Genomic DNA, 12,346 nt, shown 5'->3' with positions numbered 1-12,346 from the left:
CGTGATAATGTTCCATGACGAACAGAACGGTAATAAAAATGGGTTATAAGGCCTTTTCTAATAATTTAGGCTTAGCAAAAATCATTCGGCCTGCAGAGGTTTGTAGCACACTGGTCACTAACACATCAATCTCCGACCCAATATGATCACGTCCACCTTCGACCACGATCATGGTCCCATCATCTAAGTAAGCCACGCCTTGATTATGTTCTTTTCCATCTTTAATCACTTGAACGCTGAGTTCCTCACCAGGTAAAACAACGGGCTTCACCGCGTTCGCCAAGTCATTGATGTTCAAAACAGGGACTCCCTGGAGTTCACATACTTTGTTCAGGTTAAAATCGTTCGTGACGACTTTACCGTTTAAGACCTTGGCTAATTTGACCAGTTTGCTGTCTACTTCTTGTATCTCTTCGAAATCACCCTCGTAAATATGAACATTCACGGCCAATTCCTTTTGAATACGATTTAATATGTCTAGTCCCCTTCGACCGCGATTACGTTTCAAGACATCAGAAGAATCAGCTATATGTTGTAATTCCTCTAAAACAAAGGCCGGTATGACCATAGTGCCTTCTATAAATCCAGTTTTACAAATATCTGCTATTCTACCATCGATAATGACACTGGTATCCAAAATCTTATGTTCCGTTGCGTCGTTTTCTGCCTTTTTATCCTTACCAATCCTACCGAGTGTAAATAAGGTTAGCATCTCTTCTCTCTTCTTAAAGCCCACTTGAAAACCGAGGTACCCTAATAGAAACGAGACGAATACAGGTAGTATATCACCAACCAGGGGAATACTGTTAATAGGCTGAATAAGTAAAAAAGCGACGATTAATCCGACAGTCAGCCCCATGGCTCCAAACAATATATCTGTCACCGGTGCCTTCAACAACATCTCTTCTCCCCAGCGTACAACGTTGACGATGTAATCCGTTAGCCATGTTGTGACAAGTACAAAAATGATCGCTGTAACCAAGGAGTAGCTCATCGCATATAGATAAGTGTCCCCGATAAAACTTTCAAGACCAAGGGTTAACAGTGAGTTGAGTTCCTGTATCACGTTGCTGCCATAATTGTAACCTAGCACAGCTCCAGTCACAGCAAAAAATAATTGAATGACTCTTTTCAACACAACTTTTCACCTCCCTTATCATTATGGACCATTTTTGTGCGTGTCAAACCTGACAGAACGAATTTAAAAAAAAACGCGTCACAGGGACGCATCTCTTTCGTTAACTAAGCCGTCTAGCATAGAATACAGATCATCTGAATTCTGATTTTTCACGAGTGCCAATTCACTGATGAGGATTTGCTTAGCCTGATCAAGCATCTTGCGTTCACCTGTTGAAAGTCCTTTGGTATGGTCTCTATGCATTAAGCTCCGTACGACATCTGCTAGCTCATATATGTCGCCACTCTTCATTTTATCCATATTTGCTCGATAACGTTGATTCCAGTTGGCTTTTTGATCTTCGATGTCACCCCCCAAGATATCCATGACTTGGTTGACCGCTTCGTCTTCTACTACAGTCCGGAGTCCAATATGGTTGACATTTTCTAATGGAATCATCACTTTCATTTCACCCACTGGCATTCTCATCACGAAGTACTTTTTCTTCTGACCTAATATTTCCTTCTCCTCGATTCCCTCAATGACTCCGGCCCCATGCATGGGGTATACGACTTTATCACCTACACCGAACAATCACGCCACCTCCAGAGCAATATCCAATTTTAGGATATCACAAAAGCGCGTAAAAGTCAAATTAAAATAATCAATGTTAGCATACAAACATACATGTAGTCAATAGAATTTCTAATTTTTTTGTAGGATTTTGTCTTTTTTATTCCTTTTCTACCTTTCTGTTTCTTCTTTCCTTTCTTTTTCGGCGTAAATCATTGTCTATACTCTTCTTAATGCCGTAAGCGGCATACAGCACTAGAGGAATAAAGACGATCTTCGGAAACTCATTAGGGAACTGGTAGGCTAAAATAGCGACAACCCCTACAATAATAGGCGTGATCCAAAAAGCCGCTCGAGGTACACCCACCTTTTTAAAGTTCGGATACTTAATATTACTTATCATAAGGTATGAGAGTATAAGGACACCAACAGGTAAAAATAAGGGGTGAAAAACCTCATGGTATAGCGCAAATGTCGCTAAAACACCCCCGGCGGCGGTAATGGGTAAACCTACGAAAAAGCCCGGTATGCCAGGATAAACACTAAAGCGTGCCAATCTCAATGCGCCACAGATAGGGAATAACGCCGTAATCACAATTCCCCATGCACCCGCATCTTGTAGTGTCACGAGATACATAATAACGGCAGGTGCCACGCCGAAAGTGACAATGTCAGACAAGGAATCCAATTCTTTACCGAATTCACTCGCCGCATTCAGTAAGCGCGCCATACGCCCGTCTAAACCGTCTAATAACATACCAATAATAACAAGAATAGCTGCATAATCAATTAAACGACTCTCTTCTTGAGAGACTCCTTGTATGGCTAACAGTATGGCCATGACTCCTAAAAATAGGTTGCCCACCGTAAACATACTAGGAATACTTTTTGTAATCATTAAATGTTCATCCCACCTTCACTCTTGCATCTATTTTACAGGAACCACCGCGGACGCGACAGAGACTATAGTTCTAAATATGACGATCTACAAACATTTGTTCTTGTATTCGTGTTAACCCGTCCTTAATAGCTCGCGCCCGAACCTCCCCAATGCCCTCAACCTCGTCAAGTTCTTCAATCGTCGCCATCATCACTTGAGGGAGCGCGTTAAAACGCTCAACGAGATTATGGACAATAGCAGATGGGAGTCGTGGAATCTTATTTATAATGCGATAGCCTCTAGGGGATACAGGCGCTTCTTGGATGTTGATATTACCCGTGTATCCCAACAGTTTCACGATCGTGTTATTTTCTAATAATTCATCGGCAGATAATTTCTTTAGTTCGTTGAGTACTTCATACGGGTCACAGGTCGTGTCCTTACAATAGTCTTTGATGAGCAAGTATGTCTCTTCCTCCACATTCGTGACTAATTCTTCTAGCTGCATGCTAATTAGACGCCCTTCTGTTCCGAGCTCATTAATGTAACGGTTGATCTCGGCTTTAATTCTGAGTACCATTTCGATACGGTGAATGACCATAGACACTTCTTGTAACGTGACAAGCTCTTCAAACTCTAGAGCGCTCAAATTTGTCAGGGCTTGGTCTAGTACCGATTTGTATTTCTCAAGCGTTTGAATAGCCTGGTTGGCTTTGGTCAGAATGACACCAATGTCCCGTAGCGCATACCGGAAATTCCCTTGGTACAATGTAATGACATTACGCCGTTGAGAAATTGAAACGACGAGATGCCCTGTTTGTTTGGCGACCCGCTCCGCCGTCCGGTGACGTATGCCCGTTTCATTAGAAGGAATGGAAGAATCCGGGACGAGCTGGGCGTTCGCAAACAATATTCTCTTGCCATCATCACTGAGAATGATGGCCCCATCCATCTTGGCTAACTCATATAAGTTTGCAGGAGAGAATTCACAGTTAATGGAGAACCCCCCATCGACGAGGTCCATCACGTCGTTGCTGTACCCGACCACAATTAAACCACCTGTTTTCGCTCGCAATACGTTTTCTAAACCGTTACGAAAAGCGGTACCAGGAGCAACAAAGCGTAAGACCTCACTCATTTGATCCCTTTTTTTACTATCTGTTGTCATGTTTCATTTCCTCCCAATACAACATCCAACGCTTCTTGAACTGTGGCCACACCAATGACGGTCATATCAGCAGGGTGCTCCCAGCCTTCCATGTTCTTCTGTGGAATAACGGCACGCTTGAATCCTAGTTTTTTGGCTTCAGATACACGTTGGTCTATTCGTGATACCCCACGGACTTCCCCCGTTAAACCTACTTCACCGATGACAACGTCATACGATTGTGTCGGTTTCTCCCTAAAGCTAGAAGCGATACTTACCGCTATTCCTAAGTCTAAGGCAGGTTCATTGAGCTTCACGCCTCCTGCCACATTGATGTAGGCGTCTTGGTTCTGAAGCAGTAATCCCACTCTTTTTTCAAGTACAGCCATAATGAGTGACACTCTGTGGTGATCAACACCCGTAGCCATTCTTCTCGGTGTCCCGAAACTGGTTGGTGATACTAATGCTTGTAATTCGACGAGAACTGGACGAGTTCCTTCAACACTGGCAATGACGATTGACCCCGCTGCCCCGCGTGCTCTTTCTTCTAAGAACATTTCAGATGGGTTAGCCACCTCTGTGAGGCCCAATTCTTTCATCTCAAAAATGCCAATTTCGTTTGTAGAGCCAAAGCGGTTCTTCACTGCTCTTAATATCCTGTAAGTGTGATGTCTCTCACCTTCCAAATACAACACGGCGTCCACCATATGTTCTAACAGACGTGGCCCTGCTATCGCACCCTCTTTGGTCACATGGCCAACCAAAAAGATGGCGATACCTTTAGTCTTGGCAATTCTCATAAAACTAGCCGTGCATTCTCTTACTTGAGCGACACTGCCTGGTGCAGAGGTCACTTCATCCTGATATACGGTCTGTATAGAGTCAATCATGACAACCTTAGGTTGCTCCTGTTCGATATGTGCTTCAATCTGATGAACATCCGTTTCTGCTAAGACGAGTAAAGATTCAGATAAAAGGTCCAGACGTTCTGCTCTCATCTTCGTTTGCTTTAACGATTCTTCGCCTGATACATATAACACTTTATGTTCAGATTGACTGAGTATACCTGATAATTGTAAGAGTAGCGTTGATTTCCCAATCCCGGGGTCTCCACCTACGAGAACGAGAGATCCTGGGACAATACCACCACCTAGGACACGATTCATTTCATTCAAATTAGTAGAAACCCTAGGCTCATTTTCCGCTTCAATATCAATAATGGGAATCGGCTTTTCCCTCTCTGCTTGCCCCTGTCCAGTGCGAAAAGCCCCTCTGCCCTTGGCACTCTTAGGCTCTAGTTCCTCAACCATTGTGTTCCAGGCATGACAACCCGGGCATTTGCCCATCCATTTCGGGGACTCATAGCCACATTCTTGGCATGCAAATTTCGTTTTATTCTTGGCCATTATTTCTCCTCTTTCTTTAGCAAAAGGTCCTGAGTTATAACGCATAGCATTTTTCGTCTACTCAAAAGATATCACTATTTGAAAGCAAATGAAAGAAGGATTTAGGTTGGGAAAGTTGCAGCGATAAATAGGCGATAGATAATAAAAAAAGAGAACGGAGGGCTTACAAAGCACCTCTGTTCTCTTTTGATATCCCTTTTCTTGTAAATTAGGAGTGGCACCTTCACCACTAGTCAATCATTACTCGTATTATTTCTTACTGACACTAAATTCGCCGTCTTGGTAGTCAATCACTAATGTGTCACCTTTCTCGATGTTCCCTCGTAGCACCTCTTCTGATAGGCGATCCTCTACCTGACGTTGTAGCGCTCTACGTAACGGCCTTGCCCCATACTGTGGGTCAAACCCTTCATCAGCAATATATTTTAAGGCACTTGGTGTTAGGGTAAATTCGATTTCCTGCTCTCTCAGACGTCTCTGGAGTTGGTTGGCCATGAGATCCACAATTTCCTCGATGTGTTCTCTTTCAAGAGAGTGGAACACAATGACTTCGTCTATACGGTTTAAGAACTCTGGACGGAAAGTGCGTTTTAGTTCGCCCATGACTTTATCCTTCATATTGTTATAGCTTTGTTCACTAGATTCAGGTTGGAATCCGAGAGACGTGCCTTTCTTAATCATATCAGCCCCAACGTTGGAGGTCATGATGACAACGGTGTTTCTAAAATCGACTGTACGCCCCTTAGAGTCCGTTAACCGACCATCTTCAAGCACTTGAAGTAAAATGTTAAATACGTCGGGATGTGCTTTTTCGATCTCATCTAACAGGATGACGGAATACGGTTTGCGTCTTACTTTTTCCGTGAGCTGACCACCCTCATCAAACCCGACATAGCCTGGGGGAGAACCTACAAGGCGGGATGTGGCATGCTTCTCCATGTATTCGGACATATCAATTCTAATCATGGCATTATCGTCACCGAATAAACTTTCAGCCACCGCGCGTGCGAGTTCTGTTTTCCCTACCCCCGTCGGTCCTAAGAAGACGAAGGAGCCAATTGGTCTTTTGGGGTCCTTTAGACCTGCGCGTGCACGTCTAATTGCCCTAGAGATAGCTTTAACTGCTTCATCTTGCCCAATGACTCGCTCATGTAAAATGTCTTCCATCTTCAGCAGACGCTCGGTTTCTTCCTCTGCCAGTTTGCTGACAGGGACACCGGTCCAGTTCGCTACAATCTGGGCAATATCTTCACCGGTCACCTCTGTGTCTGTTTGGCCTTGTTTTTCCTTCCATTCGTTCTTTGTTTCTTCTAGCTCCTGACGCATTTTTTGCTCTGTATCACGTAAAGAAGCCGCTTTTTCAAACTCTTGGCTTTGTACAGCAGCATCCTTCTCTTTTTTGATCCCATCCAGCTTCTGCTCAAGCTCTTTGAGGTTAGGGGGTGCTGTATATGATTTTAGGCGTACTTTTGAAGCCGCTTCGTCTATCAAGTCAATCGCCTTATCTGGAAGGTAACGTTCCGTGATGTAGCGATCAGATAATTTGACAGCGTCCTCTATGGCACCATCTGTGATTTTAACACGGTGATGCGCTTCATAACGATCACGTAACCCTTTTAAAATCTGGATGGCTTCTTCTTCATTTGGCTGATCAACGGTGATCGGTTGGAAACGTCGCTCAAGAGCAGCATCTTTTTCAATATATTTACGGTATTCGTCGAGGGTTGTGGCCCCGATGCATTGAAGCTCCCCTCTAGCGAGTGCCGGTTTAAGAATATTGGAGGCGTCAATTGCGCCTTCTGCACCACCCGCTCCAATTAACGTATGCAACTCATCTATAAAGAGAATAATATTGCCTGCTTGGCGGATTTCATCCATGATCTTTTTCAGTCTGTCTTCAAATTCACCACGGTACTTGGTTCCAGCGACAACGGTCCCCATATCTAGAGTCATGACGCGCTTATCTCTTAACGTTTCTGGAATCTCATTATCGACGATGCTCTGGGCAAGCCCCTCTGCTATCGCCGTTTTACCGACACCCGGCTCCCCGATGAGCACTGGATTGTTTTTGGTCCGTCGACTGAGGACTTGAATGACGCGTTCAATTTCCTGGCTACGTCCAATAACTGGGTCTAGCCCTTCTTCTCTCGCAACGGATGTGAGATCCCGGGCCAGACTATCTAAAGTCGGTGTACTAGCGGAGGAAGATTGCCCACTCTGGCTGTTGTTGGTGGACGTCTCGTTAGACCCTAGTAGCTGTAGTACCTGTTGTCTTGCTTTATTCAAGCTGACCCCCAGGTTATTGAGTACACGTGCCGCAACGCCCTCTCCTTCTCTAATGAGCCCTAGTAAAATATGTTCTGTACCGACGTAGGTATGCCCTAGCTTTCTAGCTTCATCCATGGAAAGTTCTATGACTTTCTTAGCCCGAGGGGTGTAATGTATATTTTCACTACGTTGTTCCCCTCTACCAATCAGTGTTTCAACTTCGCTTTGTATTTTTTCCAGGTCAAGATTCAGCGCTTGTAAAGCCTTTGCTGCTATACCTTCTCCTTCTCTGACAAGACCTAATAGAATATGTTCTGTACCAATATTGTTATGGTTGAGTCGTATCGCTTCTTCCTGAGCGAGGGATAGTACTTTCTGTGCTCTTTCAGTAAATCGCCCAAACATCATAACCCTACACCTCCATTAACATACTTATTCATTGAGTAGTAATCGTTCTCTAATTAATTTTGCTCTGCGTTCATCCCGTTGTTCTGCTGTTAACATTTCTCCGGCATATTGCTGTAAAAATCCAGGCTGGGTCAAGACAATCAGTTCGTTAAGAATGTTGGCTGATGTATTTTTGATAAAACCGAGGTCAATCCCTAAACGAACATCCGAAAGTCGCTGTGTTGCTTCCTTCGATTCTATCGTTCTAGCATGAGACAATATACCGTAAGAACGATATATTTTATCCTCCAGCCTTAGTCTTGACTGCTGGGCGAGGGTGTTTCTCGCTTGCCTCTCCTGATCAATGAGTTGTTTGGCTACATTGGCTAGGTCCTCTATAATTTCAGTTTCGGAACGCCCTAAGGTAATCTGGTTGGAAATCTGAAAGATGTTCCCTAAAGCTTCGCTGCCCTCTCCATAAATTCCTCTAACAACTAATCCCAGTTGGTTAATGGCGGGGAGCATGCGATTCATTTGTTCCGTCATTACTAATGCAGGGAGATGCATCATCACTGATGCTCTAAGCCCTGTGCCCACGTTCGTAGGACAACTTGTTAAATAGCCTACTTTCTCATCAAAAGCAAAATTGATATTCGCTTCAAACCAGTCATCGATACTGTTCGCTTTTTCCCACGCTTGTTGGAGTTGGAACCCAGGATAGAGGCACTGAATACGTATATGGTCTTCTTCGTTTAACATGATGCTCACGGACTCATTTTCGCTCAGCACCACGCTTCCAGCCGTTGACTCCTCCGCTAGATTGGGACTGATTAAATGCTTCTCCACCAGGACTCTTTTCTGAATCCCTTTTAATTGGTTCATGCGCAGTAATTCTAACTTTCCAAGTTCATCAGTGACATCGCTTCTTGTAATGACGTCTCCAACTTCTGTTACCACTGTTTGAAGCTGATCTTCGGTTGCGATTAGTGGAAAGGGGATGGTGTCCTCATTACGGGCTAATCGTACACGACTACTCATGACGATATCGGAATCAGGTCCATCACCCTTCATCCAGTCACTTACAGCATTTTTTATAAATTTGTCTAGTGACATGGTCGATCCCACCTCATTGGTTTAATTTGTTCTCAAGGCTTCGTATGTTGTCTCTCAACTGGGCGGCTTGCTCAAACTCTTCATTGGAAATGGCCCGTTGTAGTTGCTGCTTCAACTCTTGTATTTCACGCTTCATTTGTATGAGGCTACCTGAACGACGAGGTATTTTTCCATAATGAGAAATATTCCCACTATGCACCTTACGAAATAAAGGCTCTAGCCGTTCCCCGAATGCTTTATAACATTGGGAACAACCAAAACGCCCGCTTCTTGAAAACTGACTATAGGTCAGCCCACACTTCGGACATTGCTTAGATTGTTGCATGTTGGGGTTCATCGTGCTGTTATTAGTAGCATCAAAATTAAGTAATCCAGAAAGTAAATTATGGATGGAAAAGCTATTATCCATGCCAGGAAGGACTTCTCCTTTTTCCTTTGCACATACCTCACATATATGGAATTCTGTTTTCTCACCGTTGATAATCTTTGTAAAGTGTAAGGTGGCTTGGCGCTCACCACATTCTTGGCAAATCATGGTGCTCCCCTCCTTTACTGATGTATACAATGGCCATTTATTTCTTTTATTTATTTATAAAAAATAGACATCATCATGGCTTTCATGATATTTGCCCTTAGTTGATCCCGAATATGCACTTGGAACGATAAAACATTGCGATGAATCGCAGATTTCATGATGCGGGCTTCTCTGGCGTTTATAAGTTCAGCTTCCTCTAACCTCAGTATGATATCTTCTGCTGCAGATTGAGAAATTTCATCCGTGATCATATCGGCCACTTTTTGTAGTAGCTGTTGGTCATTTTCTAGTTGGACTTTCCGAATTCGGATGAATCCGCCACCCCCACGCTTACTTTCAACGACATAGCCTTTTTCTACAGTAAAGCGTGTATTAATCACATAATTAATCTGGGACGGCACGCACTGAAATAAATCTGCTAATTCACTTCTTTGTATTTCAATGTATCCCTTTTTACTGGTCTCCAATATTTTCTTGAGATGATTTTCAATAATATCGGATATGTTTCTCATCACTTACCTCCGATAATGGCCACTGCTTTGACTGGCAATATTTCAAGTCAAGTGTCAATCAATGTTGCTTAATACGCTCGCTTTGACTTTGACTATCTTTGACTTTAACTAAATTATACTCAAGAAATATAAAATGTGCAACTCTCTTTACTTAGTTTGATCAATTTTACGCTTATTATTCATACAAAAAAGGATAAATCCCTGTTTGACAAGGATTTTATCCCTTTTTATTCTACTCATTGATTGGTTGGTCATATTCTGTTTTATTCAACAGAGACGTCGAGTATGCCTTTGATTTGACGTAATTCGTCCAAGACATGGGCTATGGTCACCTTTTGCGGCAGCCTTAACCCTATGGATACCTGTACGATGCCTTCTTCGATTTTGGTTTCATTGATCGTGATTTTGCGGATACTGATGTTCTTTTCACCTATCCTCGTTGCCACTTCGCCTAATTTACCGGGAGAATCTAACACTTTTAACTGAACGACGTGCAATTGTCCTTTTCTAATAAAAGTGTCTTCAATACGGTTTAGAACGACTAAGCTAAGGAGAACGAGAACAGTGGAAAGTACGGCCCCATAATAAAATCCCGACCCTAACGCTAAACCTATCCCAGCAACCACCCACAGTGAAGCCGCCGTCGTTAACCCTCGCACCGTCCCTCCATGAACGAGAATCGTTCCTGCACCTAAAAAGCCAATACCACTCACAACTTGGGCAGCCAAACGGGCTGGATCTTGAATGGTATTAATCTCAGGATTGTTATAAATAAATGACTCAAAGCCATACATGGAGATGAGCATGATCAATGAAGATCCCACACAAACAAGGATGTGTGTTCTAAACCCTGCAGGGTGATTATTTTGTTCTCGCTCTATTCCGACTAATCCACCGAGCAAGGTTGCGAGGAACAATCTTATCGTGATTTCATCGTAATGTGTTCCTGTGAATTCAGACCATAGTTGATGGATCCAGTCCAATCGACTCCCTCCTCTCTATGAGGTTATATGTATGGTACGGGTCTGTATGTTATGAATAACTATATCATAAAAATTGGTTTACTGTATCATAATGGCCCTTCTCTCCCCATACATTGGTACAAGCAGGAGGGAGAGCTCTGTGAAATTACCACTCATTGCAATGTATATCACTTTTAGCGTCTTTGCTATGACGAATGTTTGCTCCACTATTTTCCTCAGTGTTTATGTCTGGAAACAGCAAGAGTCTTTCTTTATGATATCCGCCTTTTATTTCTTCACTTTTTTATTCGTTTTTATTGGGGTGATGGTGGGCGCCTTTTTTATGTTTTGGTTCGGGAGTCGTTGGACATTTCTATGTTCTTCTTTTACTGCTTTAGGTATGTATCTCTTTTTTTGGACTGAAGGGGAACTCTCTCTTCAAGCTGTTGCTTTGGCTGGGATTTTAAATGGGCTGTTCATTGGTTTATTTTACGCAGGATTTAACTTTTATTCCCTATGGTTTGCTTCCCAAGAACGTTTATCAAACGTGCTTAGTTTGCAGTACATTATAAACGGTGTGATGCAGATTGTCGTGCCACCTATCATTGGCTGGATCATCTTTGTTTATAGTTACCACGTATTCTTTGTTACGGCTTTACTCATTTTGCTTGTTCAAGCATGTTGTAGTAGTTTGATCCCGCAAGTCAGGATCCGCTTTCCATTTCGACGCAAAGAGTTCTTCATCCCACTTGAAGAAGGCATGAAAGGCTTAGGATTCTCTTCAGCAGCGTATGGTTTCTTTTTATCCTTTATTCATATGTCCTTAGGCGTTTTCGTCTACCTGTATGTCCAGAATGAATGGGCACTTGGTGGCTGGAATATGTTATTCGCCTGTATTAGTGTCTTCACGTATTATATGCTTGGTCGCACATTTTTAAAGCCTTTCGGGGATGTACTGGGCATGATCGGGGTGATTATCTCAACCGCTGCTACTCTGACATTATTCTTTCATGTACCGGTGACCTATATTGTCTTTAACACTGTTATATCCGCATCACTCCCCATGTTATGGGTTCCGGCTTTTACGCAACACTTTCATCATATTTTTGCCTTAGGAAAAGCGTCTTCAGCCAATACGTTAACGAAGGTGATGCAGTTGTTAGTGTTCCGAGAGTTCTCTATCTGTATAGGTAAACTCTCCTTTATTGCGCTATTATTGTTTCAGATTCTATACTTTTCACCTTCATTATCTTTAATAGTTTTTTTCCTCTGCTTTATGCCTGTTGCTATATATGTACTGGGTCACAAGGACAAAGGGTTAATGTCGTAGAGTCTTTCCTCATTTATTGCATCACTGCTTCGCCTACGTGTCTCGCCATAGGAACGCGTGCTTCTCCTACTTTTCTCTTCCTAAAGCCTTTTAATAAAACAACAAAAAAAGACACC

General features: G+C 43.0%; 11 protein-coding genes. 1 reads left to right on the top strand and 10 read right to left on the bottom strand.

Features of this window, described 5'->3' with window-relative positions:
- Positions 1 to 43: 43 nt before the first annotated feature.
- The 10 genes from JKM87_RS15140 to JKM87_RS15095 form a co-directional block, all read right to left on the bottom strand.
- Complete coding sequence (locus tag JKM87_RS15140; protein ID WP_202081216.1) at positions 44 to 1,138, bottom strand: PIN domain-containing protein; 1,095 nt, start codon at positions 1,136 to 1,138, stop codon at positions 44 to 46.
- A 78-nt stretch (positions 1,139 to 1,216) separates the two neighbouring features.
- A complete protein-coding gene (locus tag JKM87_RS15135) occupies positions 1,217 to 1,711 on the bottom strand; it encodes a CarD family transcriptional regulator (RefSeq protein WP_202081215.1) in 495 nt (164 codons plus the stop codon).
- Positions 1,712 to 1,850: 139 nt separating this feature from the next.
- The gene (gene pssA, locus JKM87_RS15130) at positions 1,851 to 2,588 is read right to left on the bottom strand and encodes a CDP-diacylglycerol--serine O-phosphatidyltransferase (protein ID WP_202081214.1); all 738 of its coding nucleotides are present in this window, start codon (positions 2,586 to 2,588) and stop codon (positions 1,851 to 1,853) included.
- 73 nt (positions 2,589 to 2,661) lie between these two features.
- The gene (gene disA, locus JKM87_RS15125; RefSeq protein ID WP_202081213.1) at positions 2,662 to 3,738 is read right to left on the bottom strand and encodes a DNA integrity scanning diadenylate cyclase DisA; all 1,077 of its coding nucleotides are present in this window, start codon (positions 3,736 to 3,738) and stop codon (positions 2,662 to 2,664) included.
- Entirely contained in the window at positions 3,735 to 5,123 is a 1,389-nt protein-coding gene (gene radA, locus JKM87_RS15120) for a DNA repair protein RadA (protein ID WP_202081212.1), read from the bottom strand. The genes disA and radA overlap by 4 nt, the downstream gene beginning before the upstream one ends.
- A gap of 249 nt (positions 5,124 to 5,372) precedes the next feature.
- Positions 5,373 to 7,799, bottom strand: a complete 2,427-nt coding sequence (gene clpC / locus JKM87_RS15115; RefSeq protein ID WP_202081211.1) for an ATP-dependent protease ATP-binding subunit ClpC — start codon at positions 7,797 to 7,799, stop codon at positions 5,373 to 5,375.
- Positions 7,800 to 7,823: 24 nt separating this feature from the next.
- On the bottom strand, positions 7,824 to 8,891 hold the full coding sequence (locus JKM87_RS15110; protein ID WP_202081210.1) for a protein-arginine kinase McsB: 1,068 nt from the start codon (positions 8,889 to 8,891) through the stop codon (positions 7,824 to 7,826).
- 13 nt (positions 8,892 to 8,904) lie between these two features.
- On the bottom strand, positions 8,905 to 9,426 hold the full coding sequence (locus JKM87_RS15105) for a protein-arginine kinase activator protein McsA (protein WP_202081209.1): 522 nt from the start codon (positions 9,424 to 9,426) through the stop codon (positions 8,905 to 8,907).
- A 50-nt stretch (positions 9,427 to 9,476) separates the two neighbouring features.
- The gene (locus tag JKM87_RS15100) at positions 9,477 to 9,938 is read right to left on the bottom strand and encodes a CtsR family transcriptional regulator (protein ID WP_202081208.1); all 462 of its coding nucleotides are present in this window, start codon (positions 9,936 to 9,938) and stop codon (positions 9,477 to 9,479) included.
- 263 nt (positions 9,939 to 10,201) lie between these two features.
- A complete protein-coding gene (locus tag JKM87_RS15095; protein ID WP_236838873.1) occupies positions 10,202 to 10,921 on the bottom strand; it encodes an MgtC/SapB family protein in 720 nt (239 codons plus the stop codon).
- A gap of 139 nt (positions 10,922 to 11,060) precedes the next feature.
- On the opposite strand from JKM87_RS15095, the gene JKM87_RS15090 reads away from it, so the two are divergent.
- Positions 11,061 to 12,230 (top strand): hypothetical protein, encoded by a 1,170-nt coding sequence (locus tag JKM87_RS15090; protein ID WP_202081207.1) that lies wholly within the window; start codon positions 11,061 to 11,063, stop codon positions 12,228 to 12,230.
- Positions 12,231 to 12,346: the final 116 nt, after the last annotated feature.

This window comes from Caldalkalibacillus salinus (genome assembly GCF_016745835.1).
GTDB classification, from domain to species: Bacteria; Bacillota; Bacilli; order Caldalkalibacillales; family JCM-10596; genus Caldalkalibacillus_A; species Caldalkalibacillus_A salinus.
Note: the sequence above shows the minus strand (reverse complement) of the source record. Positions and strands in the feature narration are given on the sequence as shown.

Excerpts from the sequence above, each read along its gene's own strand:
- pssA (WP_202081214.1), bottom strand. The coding sequence starts at position 2,588 with ATGATTACAAAAAGTATTCCTAGTATGTTTACGGTGGGCAACCTATTT.
- radA (WP_202081212.1), bottom strand. The coding sequence starts at position 5,123 with ATGGCCAAGAATAAAACGAAATTTGCATGCCAAGAATGTGGCTATGAG.
- clpC (WP_202081211.1), bottom strand. The coding sequence starts at position 7,799 with ATGATGTTTGGGCGATTTACTGAAAGAGCACAGAAAGTACTATCCCTC.
- JKM87_RS15105 (WP_202081209.1), bottom strand. The coding sequence starts at position 9,426 with ATGATTTGCCAAGAATGTGGTGAGCGCCAAGCCACCTTACACTTTACA.
- disA (WP_202081213.1), bottom strand. The coding sequence starts at position 3,738 with ATGACAACAGATAGTAAAAAAAGGGATCAAATGAGTGAGGTCTTACGC.
- JKM87_RS15100 (WP_202081208.1), bottom strand. The coding sequence starts at position 9,938 with ATGAGAAACATATCCGATATTATTGAAAATCATCTCAAGAAAATATTG.
- JKM87_RS15110 (WP_202081210.1), bottom strand. The coding sequence starts at position 8,891 with ATGTCACTAGACAAATTTATAAAAAATGCTGTAAGTGACTGGATGAAG.